Source organism: Olsenella profusa (assembly GCF_016900315.1).
GTDB lineage: Bacteria > Actinomycetota > Coriobacteriia > Coriobacteriales > Atopobiaceae > Thermophilibacter > Thermophilibacter profusus_A.
In genome coordinates, this window is record NZ_JACSNQ010000004.1 from 104,643 (window position 1) to 121,892 (window position 17,250).

A 17,250-nucleotide genomic window follows, 5' to 3' on the forward strand; every position below is an offset into this window, starting at 1 on the left:
CCGATCGGGCTTCTCGCCGTGCCTGGGCGCCGGTCTGTGGCCGCGGCGCCCCGTCTTAGAACAGGATACCCAACGCACCCACCGCAAGGCCAGCCACCACGGCCACGGCGTAGACGAACGCGGTGATCGTGAGGTTCAGGCGGGCGCCCGCGTTGGTGCGCCACAGCACGAGCAGGCCCATGCCGCCGGAGGCGAGCAGTCCCGCCACCATCGGGCCGGTGGCGAGCACGCCGTCCAGGTAGAGCTCCGTGATGGCCACGCTCGCGCCGCAGTTGGGAACCAGTCCCACGAGGGCGGCCACGAAGGTCGCCCGCACGGGGTGGTCGGCCAGCAGGGCCCCGAGGCTGTCCTGGCCCACGCCCTCGATCACCAGGCCAAAGACGAGGGTCACCACAAAGATGAAGAGCGTCACCTGCACCGTGTGGATTGCCGCGGAGCGCACGATGGCCCAGCGGCCATGGCCGTGGGCGTGACCGTGGTCGTGAGCGCAGCCGCAGGAGGGGTCCTTCTCGCCGTGGATGGCGTCGACGGCGCCGTGGTCGTGGTCATGGCCGTGCTCGTCGTGGTCGTGGTCCTCGCAGCCGCAGTGGGCGCGCTCGCAGAGCTCGCTGATGTGGGGGCGGCCGTCGCCCGCACGGTGCCGGGCGCGCAGCACGGCGTCCACGGCAAGGCCCACCACCAGGCCCACGGCCACCTTGAACGCCATGATGGCGAGCATCCGCCCCAGCGGCGCCTGGTGCGCCAGGAACACGGGCACCATCTCGTCGGAGGTGGAAAGGATCACGGCGACGAGCGTTCCCACCGTGACCACGCGGCCCGCGTAGAGGGTCGCCGCCATGGCAGAGAAGCCGCACTGCGGGAGCGCGCCGAGCAGGGCGCCCACGACGGGGCCCGCCTTGCCGGAGCGCTCGACGACGCGCTGGACGCGGTCGCCGGCGGAGTGCTCGATGGCCTCCATGGCCAGGTAGGTCAAGAACAGCAGCGGTACCAGCTCGAGCGTGTCCAAGAGACTGTGCTCGAGCTCGTGAAGAAGCAGCTCCACGTTTTGTTCCTTCCAGGCTGAACCGCCGGGATTTACTCCCAGGGCGTAAGAGTTAGCTCAGGGTATTTTACCCCGACGAAGGTGAGTCCTTTCGCGGGGGCGCACGGCCCCGCGGCGGTGCGGTCGCACGCGGCCAGGACGTCGGCCGCCCACGAGGGGTCGCGGTGCCCGCGGCCCACCTCCACGAGGGTGCCGGCGATGGTGCGCACCATGTTGTGGAGGAAGGCGTTGCCCGTGACGTCGATGGCCACGAGCTCCTCCCCCGCCTCCTCGACGCGATGCACGCGCAGGCGGGAGACGTTGCGGCAGGTGGGCTTGCCCTCCGCCGAGGACGCCTTGCAGAAGCTCTTGAAGTCGTGCTCGCCGATGAGCGGCCGTGCCGCGGCGTCCATGGCCTCCACGTCAAGGGCGCCCCTGTACCACCACGCGTGGTCCCACGCCAGCACCGGGCGCGCCTCGGACGCCGCGATGCGGTAGCGGTAGCTGCGGCTCAGTGCGTCAAAACGCGCCGAGAAGCCCGCGGGCGCGCGTAGCAGGGCGCGGACGGAGAGGTCGTCGGGCGTGAGCGCCACGAGGCTCCGCATGAGCCGCCAGGCAGGGAGGTCGAGCTCGTCGTCAAAGACGGGCAGGCTCACGTGCTGCGCGAGAGCGTGCACCCCGGCGTCCGTGCGGCCCGCGCAGGTGAGCTCCACCGGGCGGCGCAGGGCCGTCTCCAGCGCGCGGCGCAGCTCGCCGGCAACGGTGCGCACGCCGGGCTGCTCCGCAAAGCCCGCGAAGGCCGCCCCGCGGTAACCGAGCCTGATGACGAGCGTTCCCTCTGACATGGGGTGCCTTTCTCCTTGGGTAAGCCGGGCGCAGGTGCCCGGCTCGATGATACGCGATGGCGCCCGACCGAGCGGCCGGGCGGGCCTAGAGCGTGCGGGGAGCGCCTTGACGTTTGCGCGCGTCACGGGCACCCGAACAGGCGGGCCTAGAGCAGCACCGCCGCCACGGCCCATGCCGCCCCGACAGCAAGCACCACGACGTCGCGGGCGGCCAGCGGCCCCGCAAACGAGGTCTGCTCCCCCGTGTAGCTGCGGTCCGTCATGGCGGAGGCCAGCTCGTCGGCGCGGCGGAAGAGGCTCACGAGCAGCGGCACGAGCACCTGCCCCCAGCCACGCAGGCGCGCGAGGGGGCCACCCTCGTCAAGCCGGGCGCCACGGGCGCGCTGGGCGCTGCGGATGCGCTCGGCCTCCTCCATCGTGAGCGGGATGAAGCGCAGCGCCATCGAGAGCATCATCGCGAGGTCCCCCACCGGCAGGCCCAGGCGACGCAGCGGCGCCAGCAGGGCGGAGAGCGCGTCGGCAATGGCGGGCGGCATCGTGGTCGCGGAGAACACGAGCGCGAACCCCACCACAAGCACGATGCGGCAGACCGCGGTGGCGCCCCGCGCCAGGCCCGCCCACGAGATCCCCGGCTGCCCCACGAGCACCACGGCGTTGGCCACAAGGGAGAGCCCCAGCACCACCAGCGCGGGCCGAAGGCCGAGAAGAACCTCGTACGGGGAGGTTCTGCTCGCCACGAGGGCGCAGGCGAGCCCGAGTGCCACTACCGCCAGGCCGATGGGCACGGGCGCGGCGAAGGAGGCCACGGAGGCCAGTAGCAGCACGACGAGCTTTGCCCGCGCGTCGACGCGGTGCAGGGGCGTTCGCCGGTCGACGTAGGTGCCGAGCGTGACGGCCCTACGCATGGAGGCTCGCCTCCTGCCGGGCGCGCAGGCGCACCGTGAGCGGAGGAGTGAGCCCGGCGCGCTCGAAGAGCTCGGGCGAGCGGGCGACGAGCCCGGCGTCCTCGTGGGCGACGACGTGGCCGGACGCCAGGAGGTAGACGTCGTCCGCCTCGGCGAGCCAGTCCCCGGCGTCATGGGTGATCACGACCACAGGGGCGCCGGAGTCGACGAGCGTATGTACGAGCGCACGCAGCTGGCGGCGCGCCGGGGCGTCGAGGCCCGCCGTCGGCTCGTCAAAGACGAAGGCCGCGGGACGTGCCGCCACCACGGCCGCCAGGGCCACGCGCCGCATCTGGCCGCCCGAGAGCTCGAAGGGCGAGCGGGAGAGCAGCCCGTCCGCAAGGCCCAGCTCGCAGGCCACCTCACGGGCCCGGCGCTCCGCCACCTCAGCCGGGGCGCCCGCCGCTCGCGGGCCGTAGGCAAGCTCGTCGAGCACGGTGTCGCAGAAGAGCTGGTCCTCGGGGCGCTGGAACACAAGACCCACCTGTCCGGCGCGCACCGGCGCGCCGTTGAGCTCCGCCTGGCCCGCGTCAGGCCGGAGGACCCCCGCGAGCACGCGCGCCGCGGTGGTCTTGCCGGAGCCGGAGGCACCCAGAACGAGCGTCAGACCGGAGGCGGAGAGGGTCACGTCGTCGAGCGCGACGAGCCCTTCGTAGTCGACCCGCACGCGGGACAGCGCAAGCATGGGAGGCTCAGGCGCGAGGCACGGCGGCACGGCGCCCGAGGCTGCTGGGGGCACCGGCTTCGACGCTGGCGCGGGGAGGTGCGCGGCGAGCGCGTCCACATCCGGGCGCGCGCCAAGCGCATGGCCCGCCCGGACGGCTCCCCGCAGCGCCTCCGTGAGGGCGTCGCCGCGCCAGTCAAGCGCGCCAAGCGCCTCCTCGGAGGAAAGGAGCTCCTCGGGCGCGCCCTCCCAGGCCAGCTCGCCCGCCCTAAGCACCAGCGCGCGAGACGCGCCAAACAGGTCCTGGGGGCCGTGCGCCACCTCGACCACGCCGACGCCCTCGGCCACGAGCGTTCGGACGACGGCGCGGACGCGCTCGCGCGAGGCCTCGTCAAGGTGCGCCCCCACCTCGTCGAGCACGAGGTAGCGCGGGCGCATCGCAAGGACCCCGGCGATGGCCAGGAGCTGCTGCTGTCCTCCCGAGAGCTCGGTCGTGAGGCGGTCACGGAGGTCCGCGATGCCGCACTGGCCGAGCGCCCACCCCACCCGCTCGAGCACCTCATCACGCGTAAGGCCGAGGTTACGCGGCCCAAAGGCCACCTCGTCGGACACGAGGGCGCTCACGATCTGGTTACGCGGGTCCTGCCGCACGTAGCCCACGAGGCGGACCAGCAGGCGCGGGTTCTTCTCGCCGTCCACGGAGACGGAGCCGGAGGCAGGTGCGAGGCCACCGTTGAGCAGCCTGCCGAGGGTGGACTTGCCCGAGCCGTTGACGCCCAGAAGCACCACGCGCTCCCCGGGCCGCACGGCAAGCGAGACGCCGTCCAGGGCGGGCGTTCTCCCGGCGTAGGCAAACCGCACGTCACGCACCTCGATCAAGCGTCTCACCCCCATCCTCACGAAAAAGGCCCCAGCGCGTGGCCGGGGCCTCATGCGTCTCTTGCGAGAAGTGCCGACTACTCGGCGCTCTCCTCGGTCGTCTCGGCCTCCTCGGCGGGAGCCTCCTCAGCGATGGCCTCCTCGGTGGTCTCCTCGGCCTTCGGCTCCTCGACGGGGGCCTCCTCGACCTTGGTGACGGTGGCCGCGGCCTTCTTGGCCTTCGGCTGGACCGGCTCGGTGACGAGCTCCATAATCACGATCTCGGCGGCGTCACCCTTGCGGGGGCCGAGCTTCATGATGCGGGTGTAGCCACCATTGCGGTCGGCCCACATGCCCTGGGCGGCCTTCTCGAAGACCTCACGGACGAGATCCTTATCGCCCACCTTAGCGATGGCCAGGCGACGGCTGGCGATGTCGCCCTTCTTGGCCCAGGTGATGACGCGGTCGACGTCGCCACGAATGGCCTTTGCGCGCACGTCGATGGTCTTGATGCGGTCGTTCTCAAACAGGGCGCGGACCAGGCTCTTCTTCATCGCCTTGGTGTGGCTGGCGTCGGTGCCGAGCTTCATGCCCTTCTTCTTGTTGTGTCGCATTTCTTGCTTCTCCTAAATCCGGCAGCGCGCCTAGGCCTTGAGGGACAGGCCCATGGTCTCGAGCTTGTCCTTGACTTCCTCGATGGACTTGACGCCAAAGTTTCTAATGTTGAGCAGGTCGTTCTCGGAGAACTCGACCAGCTGGCGCACGGAGTGGATGCCGGCGCGCTTCAGGCAGTTGTAGGAGCGGACGGAGAGGTCCAGGTCCTCGATCTGCTTGTCAAGCTCGACGTTGTCCTCAACGGTGCCCGCAGCGAAAATCGAGGCGTCCTCCACCGGCTCGTCCTCATCGGTCAGGCTCATGAACGCGGTCATGTGCTGGTTGATGATGTTGGCGGCCTCGACGATGGCGTCACGCGGGGAGATGGAGCCGTTGGTCTCGATCTCAAGCACGAGACGGTCATAGTCGGTGTGGCGGCCGACGCGGCAGGCCTCGACGGCCTTGGCGCAGCGGCGGACGGGCGAGTAGAGCGAGTCGACGTGAATGATCCCGATGGGGTCGTTCTCGCGCTCGTTGTCCTCGCCAGAGACGTAGCCACGACCCACGCCAATGCGCATGCGCATCGTGAGGTGGGAGCCCGCGCCAAGCGTGCAGATGACGTGCTCGGGGTTCACGAGCTCGAACTCGGCCGGAATCTCGAAGTCGCCGCCGGTGACCGTGGCGGGACCGTCAATCGAGATGGAGGCCTCAGCCTCGTCGCCGGTGCCCATGGAGCGGAACACCAGGCCCTTGACGTTGAGCACGATGTCGGTGACGTCCTCGTAGACGCCAGGGACGGTGGTGAACTCGTGCTGCACGCCATCGATCTGGATGGCCTCGACCGCAGCGCCCGACAGGGACGACAGCAGGACACGGCGCAGGGAGTTGCCCAGCGTGTCACCATAGCCACGCTCGAGCGGCTCGGCGCTCACGCGGGCGAGGTTGTCGCTGATCTCCTCGACCGACACCTGGGGTCGGATGAATTCGGACATTGCTACCTCCAAATCTGGTCGGGCCTACTTGGAGTAGAGCTCGACGATCAGCTGCGCGTCAATGTCAAGGTCGATCTGATCGCGCGTGGGGAGCTGGAGGACAGTGCCCTTGAGCTTCTCGATGTCAACCTCGAGCCAGGCCGGCACGGCCATGTGCTCGGAGGAGATGAGGGCCTCCTTGATGGGAAGCAGATCCTTGGCCTTCTCGGCCACGGCGACGACGTCGCCGGCCTTCACCTGGTAGGAGGGGATGTCGACGCGCTTGCCGTTCACGGTGATGTGGCCGTGACGGACGGTCTGGCGGGCCTCCTTGCGGGTGCGGGCGAAGCCGAGACGGAACACCACGTTGTCGAGGCGGCACTCGAGGATGCCCATGAGGTTGTCGCCCGTGATGCCCTCGCGCTTGAGGGCGAGGTCGTAGTAGTGGTGGAACTGCTTCTCGAGAACGCCGTAGATGAACTTGGCCTTCTGCTTCTCGCGAAGCTGCATGCCGTACTCGCTCTCCTGACGGCGACGGCGCTTGGGCTCGCGGTGGGAGGTCTTGTTAATACCCATCACAACGGGGTCGATGCCGAGCTGACGGCACCTCTTGAGGACCGGGGTCCTATCGATAGCCATTGATATTCCTCCTAGCTACACGCGGCGACGCTTGCTCAGACGGCAACCGTTGTGCGCGATGGGGGTCTTGTCCTGGATGCCCGAAACCTCGAGGCCAGCAGCCTGGAGGGAGCGAATCGCGGTCTCGCGGCCGGAGCCGGGGCCCTTGACGAACACGGCAACCTTGTGCAGGCCGTGCTCCATGGCCGCCTTGGCGGCAGCCTCGGCGGCGAGCTGGGCGGCGAACGGCGTGGACTTGCGGGAGCCCTTGAAGCCGACGGTGCCGCCGGACTGCCAGGAGATCACGTTGCCCTGGGGGTCGGTGATAGAGACGATCGTGTTGTTGAACGTGCTCTTGATGTGGGCCTGGCCCACGGCGATGTTCTTGCGCTCGGAGCGGCGAACGCGGGTAGTGCGCTGGTTCTTCTTCTGCGGCATTGTCTACTCCCTAGCCCCTCTTCTTAGCACCGATCTGACGCTTCTTGCCCTTGCGGGTGCGAGCGTTGGTGTGGGTGCGCTGACCGCGGACAGGAAGGCCCTTGCGGTGACGGAGGCCACGGTAGCAGCCAATCTCCATCAGACGGGCGGTGTTCTGACGCACCTCGCGGCGAAGGTCGCCCTCGGTGGTGTAGTTGGCATCGATGTAGTCACGGATCTTGGTGACCTCGTCCTCGGTCAGATCCTTGACGCGGGTGTCCGGGTTCACACCGGTCTCCGCGCAGATCTTGGTGGCGCGGGTCTGGCCGATGCCGTAGATGTAGGTGAGTCCGATCTCAACGCGCTTCTCGCGCGGCAGATCGACGCCGTTGATACGGGCCAATTTGGAGCTCCTTCCTTAGCCCTGACGCTGCTTGTGGCGCGGGTTCTCGCAAATGACGTAAACCTTGCCGTGGCGACGGATGATCTTGCACTTGTCGCACATCTTCTTGACCGAAGGACGTACCTTCATGAGTCTTTCCTTCCGGTAGCTCTAACACAAACTATCTACTCGCCCAGCCGCTGGCGTGAATATCCACAGCTGAGGGGAGCGCCGCCCCCGCCTACTTGTAGCGGTAGGTGATGCGCCCCCTGGTCAGGTCGTACGGGGAGATCTCCACGACGACCTTGTCGCCCGGCAGGATGCGGATGTAGTTCATCCTGATCTTGCCGGAGATGGTGCAGAGAATGGTCTTACCGTTCTCAAGCTCGACGTTGAACATGGCGTTAGGCAGCGGCTCAACGACCTTGCCCTCGAGCTCGATGGCGTCCTGCTTACTCAAATCTTCGTTCCCTCCACGCTGACAGCGACTGTTAATCATACCGAAAACACACAGGCTCGTCCATGCTGCATCAATCAAACACAACAGGGGCGGCCGCTAGTCCTCGGTACCTCCCTGCATCGCGCACCAGGGGCCCTTCTCGTCCTGGGTCAGGATGACCGGGCCGTCCTGGGTGATGGCGACGGTGTTCTCGTAGTGGGCGGCCGGGGTGCCGTCGTCGGTGACGACCGTCCAGCCGTTGGCGAGGGTGTGGCAGTCGTAGCCGCCGAGCGTTATCATCGGCTCGATGGCAAGAACCATGCCGGCCTGGAGCTTGACGCCACGGCCGCGCTTCCCGTAGTTTCTGACCTCGGGGTCCTCGTGCATCACGCGGCCGACGCCGTGGCCCACGTAGTCGCGCACCACGCCGTAGCCGTTCGACTCGGCGAGCTCCTGCACCGCGGCCCCGATGTCACCGAGATGGTTGCCAGGCACGGCCTGCTCGATGCCGGCCTTGAGGCAGTCGCGCGTGCATTCGCAGAGCGCCTGCCACTCGCGGGACGGCTCGCCCACGTAGAAGGTCCACGCGTTGTCGCCGACCCAGCCCTGGTAGGTGGCGCCGGTGTCGATGGAGATGATGTCGCCCTCCTGCAGCACCACCTGCGGGGACGGGATGCCGTGGACGATCTGCTCGTTGACGGACGAGCAGATGCTGCCCGGGAAGCCGCCATAGCCCTTGAAGGTGGGAACGCCGCCGTGCAGGCGGATGAAGCCCTCCACCACCTGGTCGATCTCCCTGGTGGTGGCGCCGGGCCGCACGAGTGCCCCGGCACGACGAAGGGCCGCCTTGGACAGAGCCCCGGCGGCCTTCATCTGCTCGATTTCTGCGGGTGACTTGATGATGATCATAGACCCAGGAGCGTCTTGACGTCGGCGTACACCTCGTCGACCGGACGGTCTCCGTCAACCTCCCTGAGAATTGAGTGACCCTTGTAGTACTCCACGAGCGGCGCGGTCTGCGTCTGGTAGACGTCAAGACGGTGCTGGATGGTCTCCGGCTTGTCGTCGTCACGCTGGTACATCTCACCGCCACAGCGCGGGCACACGTCCACCCCGGCAGGCGCGGTGTAGCCGCAGGAGCGGCAGGTGCGCCGGGAGCTGAGGCGCTTGACGATGACGTCGGGCTCAACGGCCACGAGCAGCGCGGCGTCAAGCGTGCGGCCCATGTTGGCAAGCTCGGAGTCAAGCGTGACGGCCTGCGCGGTGTTGCGCGGGAAGCCGTCCAGGATGAAGCCGGCCTGCGCATCGTCGGCGGTCAGGCGCTCCTTCACCAGGTCGACCACGAGGTCATCGGGGACGAGCTGCCCCTGGTCCATGTAGCCCTTGGCCTTCTTGCCCAGGCGCGAACCCTCCTTGATGGCGGCCCTCAGAAGGTCACCGGTAGAGATGTGGGCAAAGCCGAACTCAGCGACGAGCTTCTGTGCCTGAGTTCCCTTGCCCGCTCCCGGGGCGCCGAGAAGAACGATGTTCATTGATGACCGCCTTTCCCTAGCCGTGCCGACCCTTGACGCGACGCGCTCCCTACTTGAAGAAGCCGTCGTAGTTGTGCATCTTGAGCTGGCTCTCGATGGAGGAGAGCGTGTCCATGGCCACGCCGACCATGATCAGGACCGAGGTGCCGCCAAACGCCTGGATGAGCGAGTTGTTCGTGAACCAGAAGATGATGGTGGGCACGACGGCGAGAATCGCCATGAAGAGCGCGCCCGGCAGCGTCACGTGGTCGATGGCCGCCTTGATGTAGGCAGCGGTGGCGGCGCCCGGACGAACGCCGGGGATGAAGCCGCCCTGCTTGCGCAGCTGGTCTGCCGTCTCGGTGGGGTTGAACACCATCGAGGAGTAGAAGTAGGCAAACGCCACGATCAGCACGACCGAGAGCACCCAGTTGATCCAGCCGGCAGAAAGCGCGTTGGCGAACGCCTGCACCCAGCCGACGGTCGGGAAGAACACGGCAAGCTGCGCCGGGAGGTACAGAATCGCCGAAGCGAAGATGATCGGCACCACGCCAGCGGTGTTGACCTTGATCGGCAGGTAGGTGGACTGGCCGCCCATCATGCGCCGGCCCACGACGCGCTTGGCGTACTGAATCGGGATGCGGCGCTGGCCGCGCTCCACAAAGACGATGATCGGGACGATGGCCACGATCACCACCAGCGTCACCACCGTCAGAACGATGTTGCCGGTGGAGGTCACCGAGGAGATCAGCGAGGTGGGCAGGCCCGACATGATGTTCGCAAAGATGATGAGCGACATGCCGTTGCCCACGCCCCTCTGCGTGATGATCTCGCCGAGCCACATGATGATGATGGCGCCCACGACCATCGTGAAGACCACGACGAAGTCCATGAGCAGCTCGGGCAGCGCCAGGCCCGAGAGACTCACGCCATAGCTCCTGAACAGGAAGAGGTAGCCAATGGCGTTGAGCAGGGCGAGGCCGATCGTCAGATACCGCGTGTACTGCGTGATCTTGCGCTGACCGGCCTCGCCCTCACGGGCAAGCTCGCCGAGCGAGGGAATCACGGCCTGCAGCAACTGCAGAATGATCTGCGCCGTGATGTAGGGCATGATTCCGAGGCTAAAGACGGACATGCGGGAAAGCGCGCCACCTGAGAACAGGTTGAGCACGGCCATCGCTCCGCTCGAGGACATGGCAGCCTGGTAGTTGCCAAGAAGGTCCTGGAACGGCGCGCCCGGAACGGGCAGATACGCACCGAAACGGTACAGCAGGAGGATTCCCGCCGTCAGAAGAAGCTTCTGCCTGAGCTCCGGAACGCGAAACGCGTTGGCGATTCCCTTTAGCACGCCTGCTCGACCTTTCCTCCGGCCGCCTCGATCTTAGCCTTGGCAGAGGCGGAGACCTTGTCCACCTTGACGGTGAGCTTCTTGGTGATCTCGCCGTCGCCGAGGACCTTCACGGGAATATAGTTGTGCTTGATGACGCCCTTGGCAACCAGGGTGTCGGCGTCGACGGTCTCGCCGTCGGCGAACAGCGCCTCGAGACGGGCCACGTTCACCGGGGCGTACTCGACGCGGTTGTGGTTGGTGAAGCCGGGGAGCTTCGGCAGGCGCATGGCGAGCGGCTGCTGGCCGCCCTCGAAGCCCTTGCCCTTGCCGCCGCCGGAACGGGACAGCTGGCCCTTGGTGCCGCGGCCCGCGGTGGTGCCGTGGCCGGACGAGTTGCCGCGGCCGATCCGCTTGCGGTTCTTGCGCGAGCCCTCAGCGGGACGCAGATCGTTGAGCTGCATGAGTGACTCCTAGTTCTCTTCCACGACAACAAGGTGCTTGACCTTGAAGATCATTCCACGGATGCTCGGGTTGTCCGGCTGCTCGACGACGTCGCCGATCTTGCGGAGGCCGAGGGCACGGCAGGTGGCCGTCTGGTCCTTCTTCACGGAGGCGACGGCGCTGCGCACGAGCTTAATCTTGAGGGACTGAGCCATCGTTAGTTCTCCTTCCCGGCGAACATCTCGCTGACGGTGATGCCGCGGCGCTCAGCCGTCTCAGCGGGGCTGGAGAGCTGCTTGAGGCCCTCGGCGGCGGCCTTGATGATGTTCATGGCGTTGCTGGTGCCGAGGGACTTGGAGAGCACGTTGGTGATGCCGGCGAGCTCGAAGAGCGGACGGACGGGGCCGCCAGCGATGACGCCGGTACCCTCGATAGCCGGCTTGATCAGAACGTGGCCGGCGCCGTAGTGGCCCTCAACCGCGTGGGGGATGGTGCCGTGCTCGGTGACGGCCACCTTGAACATGTTCTTCTTGGCGTCCTCGACGCCCTTCTGGATGGCCAGGGGCACCTCGGCGGACTTGCCCATGCCCAGACCGACGTTGCCCTTGCCGTCACCGACGGCCACGAGGGCTACGAGGGACATGCGACGGCCGCCCTTGACGGTCTTAGAGACGCGGTGAATGAAGACGACGCGCTCCTGAAGATCGGTGTCCTCGCGGCGCTTGCGATCACGTGCCATTGAATCCTCCTAGAACTTCAGGCCCGCGCTGCGGGCACCGTCTGCCAGAGCCTTGACACGGCCGTGATAGATGCGGCCACCGCGGTCGAACGTGACCTCGGTGACGCCCTTCTCGACGGCGCGCTTGCCCACGAGCTCGCCCACGAACGTAGCGGCCTCCTTGTTGGAGCCGAGCTTGCCGGTGGCGCGGAACTCGGGGTCGAGGGTCGAGGCAGAGCAGATGGTCTTGCCGTCGGCGTCATCGATGACCTGAGCGTAGATGTTCGCGTTGGTGCGGTGCACGCTGAGGCGCGGACGCTCAGCGGTGCCGAAGATCTTGGCGCGGACGCGGCGCTCGCGGCGCTTGAGACCGGCCTTCTTCGCCTGCTGCTTGTTCATTCATTCTCCTTAGACGTGCCATCACCTGACGGGGTGATGGTCTTTTGCTATGCAGGGCTACTTAGCCTACTTGGCCGCCTTGCCGAGCTTCCTGCGGATGTGCTCGCCCTCGTAGTGGATGCCCTTGCCCTTGTACGGCTCGGGCGGGCGCTTCATGCGGATCTCGGCGGCAACCTGGCCGACCTGCTCCTTGGAGATGCCCTTGACCGTGATGTGGGTGTTGTCCGGCACCTCGAAGGAGATGTTGTCCGGGCAGGCGTAGATCACGGGGTGGGAGTAGCCGAGGGAGAGGTCGAGGTCCTTGCCCTTGAGCGCGGCACGGTAGCCGACGCCGGTCAGCTCGAGCTTCTTCTCGAAGCCCTCGGAGACGCCGACGACCATGTTGTGAAGAAGGGTGCGGGTGAGGCCCTGCTGGGCGTTGGAGGCGGTGGTGTCGTCAACGCGGACAACGTGGAGCTCCTCGCCCTCCTCCTTGATCTCAACGAGGTCGGAGAAGGTGCGGGTGAGCTCGCCCTTGCCGCCCTTGACGGTAACGGTGGTGCCATCGACTGTCACAGTGACTCCGGCCGGAACCTGGACAGGCTTCTTACCAATACGAGACACGGTTGTCTCCTTTCATTCCTGCCGAGAGTTACCAGACGTAGGCGATGACCTCGCCGCCGATGCCCATCTTGCGGGCGTCGCGGTCGCACATCATGCCCTTGGAGGTGGAGATGACGGCGGTGCCGAGGCCGCCGAGCACGCGCGGGAGCTTGTCGGCGGTGGAGTAGATGCGCAGTCCCGGCTTGGAGATGCGACGAATGCCACGGATGACCTTCGCGTGGCGGGCACCGTACTTAAGCGTGATGTGGAGGGTCTTCTGCGGGGTCGTGTCCTCGACCTCGTACCCGGCGATGTAGCCCTCCTCGCAGATGACGCGGGCAACCTCAACGAGCACCTTGGTCGAGGGCATGGACACCTCGGCCTTGTTGGCTGCGTTCGCGTTGCGGATGCGCGTCAGCATGTCGGAAATGGGGTCAGTGATCTTCATGGATCCTTCTCCTTAGGTAATGATGAACCTGCGCGTTCGGTTCGCTCGAGCCCGTGGCAGGAGCGCCTGGACGCCAGAGCCCTGCGTCCTACCAGCTTGCCTTGCGGACGCCAGGAAGCTCGCCCTTGCTCGCAAGCTCGCGGAAGCACACACGGCAGAGGCCGAACTTGCGATAAACGGAGTGGGGACGCCCACAGCGCTGGCAGCGGTTCTGCTTGCGGGTCGAGTACTTCGGCTCGCGCGACGCCTTGACGATCATCGATGTCTTAGCCACAAATCCTCCTTCAAAGTGCATCTAGGCGCCCGGCCGCGCCGGACGCCGCTGAAACCTTATCTGACCTACTCAGCCTTGAACGGGAAGTGGAAGGCGGAGAGAAGCGCCTTGCCCTCCTCGTCGGTCTGGGCGGTGGTCACGATGGTGATGTCCATGCCACGGGTGCGATCGACCTTGTCGAAGTCGATCTCCGGGAAGATGAGCTGCTCGGTGACACCCATGGAGAAGTTACCACGGCCGTCGAAGCTCTTCGGGGAGATGCCGCGGAAGTCGCGGATGCGCGGGATGGCCATGGAGATGAGACGGTCGAGGAACTCCCACATGCGGTCGCCGCGCAGGGTCACCTTGGCACCGATCGGCATGCCGGCACGCAGGTGGAAGGTGGCGATGGACTTGCGGGCGTGGGTCACGAGCGGCTGCTGGCCGGTGATGGCGCGCAGGTCGGCAACGGCGCCGTCAATGGCCTTGGCGTCCGTGGCGGCCTCGCCGACGCCCATGTTCACGACGATCTTCTCGATCTTCGGAATCTGGTGGACGTTCTTGTAGCCGAACTGCTTCTGGAGCTCGTCACGCACGGTGGCGAAATACTGCTCCTTGAGACGCGGGACGTACTTCTCGTCTGCCATGTTCACTCCTTCAACTCTTGGGGCTTTAAGCACGGGGTTTCCAACCTCGTGCCTCCTGACCTTGGCAGGGCCAGGAGCCGTTGTCATGCGCCGGCGAGAAGGACCGCTCTGTCGAGACAGAACTCTCCCTATCAACAGACGCAAAGAGACATGTTATTCCTTCGTCCACATAAAATCCAGCCAACACCGCACATCAGCGCAACTCCACAATTCCCCGCCCCCAGCCCCGCCAAACAACCGAGCACAGACCAGGGCGGCGCCGAGAGGAGCCGACGGTCACCTTGACAGCAAGAGGCCCTCCGCTTATCGGAGGGAAGTTTCGCGTAGTGCACTTCCCGGAGATAAGCGGAGGGCCTCCCCCACTGCAAGGTCTAGCGGGCCCTTAAAACTCGGCGCCGCACTTCTTGCAGACGCGGACCTTCTTGCCCTCGGAGTTCACGGCGTGGCCCATGCGAGAGGGCTTGCCGCACTTGGGGCAGACGACCATGACGTTGGAGGCGTCGATGGCGGCCTCCTTCTCCACGATGCCACCCTGCTGGTTCTGGGCAGTGGGGCGCATGGCCTTCTTGACGACGGCGACGCCCTCGACGACGACCTTGCCCTCGGAGGGCTTGGCAACCAGGACGGTGCCCTCCTTGCCCTTGTCCTTACCGGAGAGGACGACGACCTTGTCGCCCTTCTTCACGTGCATCTTAGCCATTCGTCCTCACTCCCTAGAGCGTCTCAGGCGCGAGCGAGACGATCTTCATGTACTTGTGGTCGCGGAGCTCGCGAGCCACGGGCCCGAAGATACGGGTGCCCTTGGGCTCGCCCTCCTTGTCGACCAGCACGCAGGCGTTCTGGTCGAACTTGATGTAGCTGCCGTCCTTGCGACGGGTCTCCTTGGTGGTGCGCACGATGACGCAGCGAACGATGTCGCCCTTCTTCACCGAGCCGCCCGGGGTGGCCTCCTGCACGGCGCCGATGATGACGTCGGCCAGGCCGGCGTAGCGACGCTTGGAGCCACCGAGGACCTTGACGCACTTCACGCGTCGGGCGCCGCTGTTGTCAGCGACGTTGAGCATGGTCTCCATCTGAATCATTGGTGTTCCTCCGAACCTGCCCTCCCAGAGGTGCGCCCAGAAGAGCGACGCACATGGGATGGACTCGTCACTGATACTTACTTGGCGCGCTCGACGATCTCGACGAGACGCCAACGCTTGGTCTTGGACAGCGGGCGGGTCTCCATAATGGTGACGAGGTCGCCAATGCCGCACTCGTTCTTCTCGTCGTGAGCGTGGAACTTCTTGGAGACGGTCATCATCTTGCCGTACTTGGGGTGACGCTTGCGGTAGTCAGCCTTCACCGTGATGGACTTGTCGCCAGAGATGGAGACGACAGTCCCGGTGATGACCTTACGCGCGTTTCTGGTGGTCTCAGCCATAGTCATTCTCCTGCGATCTAGTTCTCGGCGGCGGACTTCTCCGCGGCGATCTGACGGGCGCGCTGCTCGGTGAGGACGCGCGCGATGTCCTTCTTGACGGTCTTGACGCGAGCCGTGTTGTCAAGCTGGCTGGTGGCCATCTGGAAGCGGAGGTTGAAGAGCTCCGCGCGGCCCTCCTCCAGCTTCTTGGCGAGCTCCTCGTCGCTCATGGCCTGGATGTCCTTGTACTTCATTGACTATTCCTCCCCGTCCTGCTCGGTGCGGGTGACGATCTTGGTCTTGATGGGCAGCTTGTGCTGGGCAAGACGCAGGGCCTCGCGGGCGACGTCCTCGGGGACGCCGTCGATCTCGAACATGATGCGGCCCGGCTTGACGACGGCCACCCACTCCTCGGGGTTGCCCTTGCCGGAGCCCATGCGGGTCTCGGCCGGCTTCTTGGTGATGGGCTTGTCCGGGAAGATGGTAATCCAGACCTTGCCGCCACGCTTCATGTAGCGGGTCATGGCGACACGGCAGGCCTCGATCTGACGGTTGGTGATCCAGTGCGCCTCGAGCGCCTGGATGCCGTAGGAGCCAAAGTGCAGCTCGGTGTTGCCCTTGGCGTGACCCTTCATCGAGCCGCGCTGGACCTTGCGGTGCAGGACGCGCTTAGGTGCGAGCATTAGCGGCCCCTCCTCTCATTGCGACCACGGCGAGGACGCGAGGAGCCCTCGAGGGCCGGGCGCGGGGTGGCCTGGCCGGGCAGCTTCTCACCGAGGTAGATCCAAACCTTGACGCCGCAGGCACCCATGGTGGTGCGGGCGGTGGACTGGCCGTAGTCGATCACGGCACGCAGGGTGTGCAGGGGCACGCGACCCTCGCGATACCACTCGCGACGGCCCATCTCGGCGCCGTTGAGGCGGCCGGAGCACTGGATGCGGATGCCCTTGGCACCGGCCTTGCGGGCGGACTGGACGGCCTTGCGCATGGCGCGACGGAAGGCTACGCGCTGCTCGAGCTGCTCGGCGATCGACTGGGCGACCAGGTTGGCGTCGAGCTCGGGGCGCTTGACCTCGACGACGTCAACGGAGACCTGGCCCTTGGCGACGCCGGCGACCTTCTCGAGGTCGGAGCGCAGGGCGTCGATGTCGGCGCCCTTCTTGCCGATCACGATGCCCGGGCGGGCGGTGTAGATGGTGACCTTGACCTTGTCGCCGGCGCGCTCGATGTCAACGCGGGAGAGGGCGGCCTTGGCGAGGCGCTTCTCGAGGTAGGAGCGGATGGCGAGATCGTTGCCGAGGGTCTCGGCGTAGTTCTTATCGGCGTACCAGCGGGAACGCCACTCCTCGGTGATGCCGAGACGGAAGCCGGTCGGCTGAACCTTGTGACCCATGCTCGCTTACGCCTCCTTCCGGGGAGCAACGACGACAGTAATGTGGCTCATGCGCTTGTTGATGCGGGAAGCGGAGCCCTTGGCGCGAGGACGGATGCGCTTGAGCGTGGGGCCCTCGTCGACGTAGGCGAGCTTCACGTAAAGGTTGTTGGCGCGCAGGCCGTTGTTGTTCTCGGCGTTCGCGATCGCGGAGCGAAGCACCTTGGCCACGTCCACGGAGGCGGCGCGGGTCGAGAACTGGAGGACCTCGAGGGCCTTCTCAACGGGGAGGTTGCGGATCAGCGAGACGACGGCACGGGCCTTGCGCGGAGCGACGCGCACGTACTTGGCCGTGGCACGGACCTCGTTGGTGTTGGTGTTAGCCATTTAGTTC

29 protein-coding genes are annotated in these 17,250 nt (G+C 66.4%); all 29 read right to left on the reverse strand.

Annotated elements, in window-relative coordinates:
* Positions 1 to 55 precede the first annotated feature (55 nt).
* The 29 genes from H9X80_RS03545 to rplV all read right to left on the reverse strand — a co-directional run bounded on the left by H9X80_RS03545 (position 56) and on the right by rplV (position 17,243).
* Positions 56 to 1,042 carry a putative manganese transporter gene (locus H9X80_RS03545; protein ID WP_204792975.1) on the reverse strand — a complete coding sequence of 329 codons (987 nt, stop codon included), beginning with the start codon at positions 1,040 to 1,042 and terminating at the stop codon, positions 56 to 58.
* Between the two features lie 32 nt (positions 1,043 to 1,074).
* A complete protein-coding gene (truA, locus tag H9X80_RS03550) occupies positions 1,075 to 1,866 on the reverse strand; it encodes a tRNA pseudouridine(38-40) synthase TruA (RefSeq protein WP_204792976.1) in 792 nt (263 codons plus the stop codon).
* A 146-nt stretch (positions 1,867 to 2,012) separates the two neighbouring features.
* Positions 2,013 to 2,771, reverse strand: a complete 759-nt coding sequence (locus H9X80_RS03555; RefSeq protein ID WP_204792977.1) for an energy-coupling factor transporter transmembrane component T family protein — start codon at positions 2,769 to 2,771, stop codon at positions 2,013 to 2,015.
* Positions 2,764 to 4,362, reverse strand: coding sequence for an ATP-binding cassette domain-containing protein (locus H9X80_RS03560; RefSeq protein ID WP_204792978.1), 1,599 nt, complete (start codon positions 4,360 to 4,362; stop codon positions 2,764 to 2,766). The genes H9X80_RS03555 and H9X80_RS03560 overlap by 8 nt, the downstream gene beginning before the upstream one ends.
* A 68-nt stretch (positions 4,363 to 4,430) precedes the next feature.
* Positions 4,431 to 4,946, reverse strand: coding sequence for a 50S ribosomal protein L17 (rplQ, locus tag H9X80_RS03565; RefSeq protein ID WP_204792979.1), 516 nt, complete (start codon positions 4,944 to 4,946; stop codon positions 4,431 to 4,433).
* Between the two features lie 30 nt (positions 4,947 to 4,976).
* Positions 4,977 to 5,918 carry a DNA-directed RNA polymerase subunit alpha gene (locus H9X80_RS03570; RefSeq protein ID WP_204792980.1) on the reverse strand — a complete coding sequence of 314 codons (942 nt, stop codon included), beginning with the start codon at positions 5,916 to 5,918 and terminating at the stop codon, positions 4,977 to 4,979.
* Positions 5,919 to 5,942: 24 nt separating this feature from the next.
* A complete protein-coding gene (rpsD, locus tag H9X80_RS03575; protein ID WP_204792981.1) occupies positions 5,943 to 6,536 on the reverse strand; it encodes a 30S ribosomal protein S4 in 594 nt (197 codons plus the stop codon).
* Positions 6,537 to 6,551: 15 nt separating this feature from the next.
* Positions 6,552 to 6,953, reverse strand: a complete 402-nt coding sequence (gene rpsK, locus H9X80_RS03580) for a 30S ribosomal protein S11 (protein WP_075279274.1) — start codon at positions 6,951 to 6,953, stop codon at positions 6,552 to 6,554.
* 10 nt (positions 6,954 to 6,963) lie between these two features.
* A complete protein-coding gene (rpsM, locus tag H9X80_RS03585; RefSeq protein ID WP_204792982.1) occupies positions 6,964 to 7,335 on the reverse strand; it encodes a 30S ribosomal protein S13 in 372 nt (123 codons plus the stop codon).
* 15 nt (positions 7,336 to 7,350) lie between these two features.
* Positions 7,351 to 7,464 (reverse strand): 50S ribosomal protein L36, encoded by a 114-nt coding sequence (rpmJ, locus tag H9X80_RS03590; RefSeq protein WP_013252436.1) that lies wholly within the window; start codon positions 7,462 to 7,464, stop codon positions 7,351 to 7,353.
* A gap of 91 nt (positions 7,465 to 7,555) precedes the next feature.
* A complete protein-coding gene (infA, locus tag H9X80_RS03595; RefSeq protein ID WP_075575875.1) occupies positions 7,556 to 7,774 on the reverse strand; it encodes a translation initiation factor IF-1 in 219 nt (72 codons plus the stop codon).
* 96 nt (positions 7,775 to 7,870) lie between these two features.
* Positions 7,871 to 8,662: a type I methionyl aminopeptidase gene (gene map / locus H9X80_RS03600; protein ID WP_204792983.1), complete on the reverse strand. Its 792-nt coding sequence runs from the start codon at positions 8,660 to 8,662 to the stop codon at positions 7,871 to 7,873.
* Positions 8,659 to 9,285 (reverse strand): adenylate kinase, encoded by a 627-nt coding sequence (locus H9X80_RS03605; RefSeq protein ID WP_204792984.1) that lies wholly within the window; start codon positions 9,283 to 9,285, stop codon positions 8,659 to 8,661. The genes map and H9X80_RS03605 overlap by 4 nt, the downstream gene beginning before the upstream one ends.
* A 49-nt stretch (positions 9,286 to 9,334) precedes the next feature.
* Positions 9,335 to 10,612 (reverse strand): preprotein translocase subunit SecY, encoded by a 1,278-nt coding sequence (secY, locus tag H9X80_RS03610; protein ID WP_204792985.1) that lies wholly within the window; start codon positions 10,610 to 10,612, stop codon positions 9,335 to 9,337.
* A complete protein-coding gene (gene rplO, locus H9X80_RS03615) occupies positions 10,606 to 11,055 on the reverse strand; it encodes a 50S ribosomal protein L15 (protein ID WP_204792986.1) in 450 nt (149 codons plus the stop codon). Before rplO ends, secY begins: the two co-directional genes overlap by 7 nt.
* A gap of 9 nt (positions 11,056 to 11,064) precedes the next feature.
* Positions 11,065 to 11,250, reverse strand: coding sequence for a 50S ribosomal protein L30 (rpmD, locus tag H9X80_RS03620; protein ID WP_087227327.1), 186 nt, complete (start codon positions 11,248 to 11,250; stop codon positions 11,065 to 11,067).
* Between the two features lie 2 nt (positions 11,251 to 11,252).
* Entirely contained in the window at positions 11,253 to 11,774 is a 522-nt protein-coding gene (rpsE, locus tag H9X80_RS03625; protein WP_204792987.1) for a 30S ribosomal protein S5, read from the reverse strand.
* Between the two features lie 9 nt (positions 11,775 to 11,783).
* A complete protein-coding gene (gene rplR / locus H9X80_RS03630) occupies positions 11,784 to 12,152 on the reverse strand; it encodes a 50S ribosomal protein L18 (protein ID WP_204792988.1) in 369 nt (122 codons plus the stop codon).
* A 66-nt stretch (positions 12,153 to 12,218) separates the two neighbouring features.
* Complete coding sequence (gene rplF / locus H9X80_RS03635) at positions 12,219 to 12,755, reverse strand: 50S ribosomal protein L6 (protein WP_204792989.1); 537 nt, start codon at positions 12,753 to 12,755, stop codon at positions 12,219 to 12,221.
* A 28-nt stretch (positions 12,756 to 12,783) separates the two neighbouring features.
* Entirely contained in the window at positions 12,784 to 13,182 is a 399-nt protein-coding gene (gene rpsH / locus H9X80_RS03640) for a 30S ribosomal protein S8 (protein WP_087352624.1), read from the reverse strand.
* 88 nt (positions 13,183 to 13,270) lie between these two features.
* Positions 13,271 to 13,456 (reverse strand): type Z 30S ribosomal protein S14, encoded by a 186-nt coding sequence (locus tag H9X80_RS03645; RefSeq protein ID WP_058271077.1) that lies wholly within the window; start codon positions 13,454 to 13,456, stop codon positions 13,271 to 13,273.
* Positions 13,457 to 13,521: 65 nt separating this feature from the next.
* A complete protein-coding gene (rplE, locus tag H9X80_RS03650; protein WP_204792990.1) occupies positions 13,522 to 14,082 on the reverse strand; it encodes a 50S ribosomal protein L5 in 561 nt (186 codons plus the stop codon).
* A gap of 382 nt (positions 14,083 to 14,464) precedes the next feature.
* Positions 14,465 to 14,782 carry a 50S ribosomal protein L24 gene (gene rplX, locus H9X80_RS03655; RefSeq protein WP_239471548.1) on the reverse strand — a complete coding sequence of 106 codons (318 nt, stop codon included), beginning with the start codon at positions 14,780 to 14,782 and terminating at the stop codon, positions 14,465 to 14,467.
* Positions 14,783 to 14,795: 13 nt separating this feature from the next.
* Positions 14,796 to 15,164: a 50S ribosomal protein L14 gene (gene rplN / locus H9X80_RS03660; RefSeq protein ID WP_075575863.1), complete on the reverse strand. Its 369-nt coding sequence runs from the start codon at positions 15,162 to 15,164 to the stop codon at positions 14,796 to 14,798.
* 77 nt (positions 15,165 to 15,241) lie between these two features.
* Positions 15,242 to 15,505, reverse strand: coding sequence for a 30S ribosomal protein S17 (gene rpsQ / locus H9X80_RS03665; protein ID WP_204792991.1), 264 nt, complete (start codon positions 15,503 to 15,505; stop codon positions 15,242 to 15,244).
* 17 nt (positions 15,506 to 15,522) lie between these two features.
* A complete protein-coding gene (rpmC, locus tag H9X80_RS03670; protein ID WP_204792992.1) occupies positions 15,523 to 15,738 on the reverse strand; it encodes a 50S ribosomal protein L29 in 216 nt (71 codons plus the stop codon).
* A gap of 3 nt (positions 15,739 to 15,741) precedes the next feature.
* A complete protein-coding gene (gene rplP, locus H9X80_RS03675; RefSeq protein WP_204792993.1) occupies positions 15,742 to 16,167 on the reverse strand; it encodes a 50S ribosomal protein L16 in 426 nt (141 codons plus the stop codon).
* Positions 16,167 to 16,877 carry a 30S ribosomal protein S3 gene (rpsC, locus tag H9X80_RS03680; protein WP_204792994.1) on the reverse strand — a complete coding sequence of 237 codons (711 nt, stop codon included), beginning with the start codon at positions 16,875 to 16,877 and terminating at the stop codon, positions 16,167 to 16,169. The genes rplP and rpsC overlap by 1 nt, the downstream gene beginning before the upstream one ends.
* A gap of 6 nt (positions 16,878 to 16,883) precedes the next feature.
* Complete coding sequence (rplV, locus tag H9X80_RS03685; RefSeq protein ID WP_204792995.1) at positions 16,884 to 17,243, reverse strand: 50S ribosomal protein L22; 360 nt, start codon at positions 17,241 to 17,243, stop codon at positions 16,884 to 16,886.
* Positions 17,244 to 17,250 lie beyond the last annotated feature (7 nt).

What these genes read in the sequence shown, in the direction of transcription:
- truA (WP_204792976.1), bottom strand. Translation starts at nt 1,866, where the DNA reads ATGTCAGAGGGAACGCTCGTCATCAGGCTCGGTTACCGCGGGGCGGCC.
- H9X80_RS03555 (WP_204792977.1), bottom strand. Translation starts at nt 2,771, where the DNA reads ATGCGTAGGGCCGTCACGCTCGGCACCTACGTCGACCGGCGAACGCCC.
- rplQ (WP_204792979.1), bottom strand. Translation starts at nt 4,946, where the DNA reads ATGCGACACAACAAGAAGAAGGGCATGAAGCTCGGCACCGACGCCAGC.
- H9X80_RS03570 (WP_204792980.1), bottom strand. Translation starts at nt 5,918, where the DNA reads ATGTCCGAATTCATCCGACCCCAGGTGTCGGTCGAGGAGATCAGCGAC.
- rpsD (WP_204792981.1), bottom strand. Translation starts at nt 6,536, where the DNA reads ATGGCTATCGATAGGACCCCGGTCCTCAAGAGGTGCCGTCAGCTCGGC.
- rpsK (WP_075279274.1), bottom strand. Translation starts at nt 6,953, where the DNA reads ATGCCGCAGAAGAAGAACCAGCGCACTACCCGCGTTCGCCGCTCCGAG.
- rpmJ (WP_013252436.1), bottom strand. Translation starts at nt 7,464, where the DNA reads ATGAAGGTACGTCCTTCGGTCAAGAAGATGTGCGACAAGTGCAAGATC.
- map (WP_204792983.1), bottom strand. Translation starts at nt 8,662, where the DNA reads ATGATCATCATCAAGTCACCCGCAGAAATCGAGCAGATGAAGGCCGCC.
- H9X80_RS03605 (WP_204792984.1), bottom strand. Translation starts at nt 9,285, where the DNA reads ATGAACATCGTTCTTCTCGGCGCCCCGGGAGCGGGCAAGGGAACTCAG.
- rplO (WP_204792986.1), bottom strand. Translation starts at nt 11,055, where the DNA reads ATGCAGCTCAACGATCTGCGTCCCGCTGAGGGCTCGCGCAAGAACCGC.
- rpmD (WP_087227327.1), bottom strand. Translation starts at nt 11,250, where the DNA reads ATGGCTCAGTCCCTCAAGATTAAGCTCGTGCGCAGCGCCGTCGCCTCC.
- rpsE (WP_204792987.1), bottom strand. Translation starts at nt 11,774, where the DNA reads ATGGCACGTGATCGCAAGCGCCGCGAGGACACCGATCTTCAGGAGCGC.
- rplR (WP_204792988.1), bottom strand. Translation starts at nt 12,152, where the DNA reads ATGAACAAGCAGCAGGCGAAGAAGGCCGGTCTCAAGCGCCGCGAGCGC.
- rpsH (WP_087352624.1), bottom strand. Translation starts at nt 13,182, where the DNA reads ATGAAGATCACTGACCCCATTTCCGACATGCTGACGCGCATCCGCAAC.
- rplE (WP_204792990.1), bottom strand. Translation starts at nt 14,082, where the DNA reads ATGGCAGACGAGAAGTACGTCCCGCGTCTCAAGGAGCAGTATTTCGCC.
- rplX (WP_239471548.1), bottom strand. Translation starts at nt 14,782, where the DNA reads ATGGCTAAGATGCACGTGAAGAAGGGCGACAAGGTCGTCGTCCTCTCC.
- rplN (WP_075575863.1), bottom strand. Translation starts at nt 15,164, where the DNA reads ATGATTCAGATGGAGACCATGCTCAACGTCGCTGACAACAGCGGCGCC.
- rpsQ (WP_204792991.1), bottom strand. Translation starts at nt 15,505, where the DNA reads ATGGCTGAGACCACCAGAAACGCGCGTAAGGTCATCACCGGGACTGTC.
- rpmC (WP_204792992.1), bottom strand. Translation starts at nt 15,738, where the DNA reads ATGAAGTACAAGGACATCCAGGCCATGAGCGACGAGGAGCTCGCCAAG.
- rplP (WP_204792993.1), bottom strand. Translation starts at nt 16,167, where the DNA reads ATGCTCGCACCTAAGCGCGTCCTGCACCGCAAGGTCCAGCGCGGCTCG.
- rpsC (WP_204792994.1), bottom strand. Translation starts at nt 16,877, where the DNA reads ATGGGTCACAAGGTTCAGCCGACCGGCTTCCGTCTCGGCATCACCGAG.
- rplV (WP_204792995.1), bottom strand. Translation starts at nt 17,243, where the DNA reads ATGGCTAACACCAACACCAACGAGGTCCGTGCCACGGCCAAGTACGTG.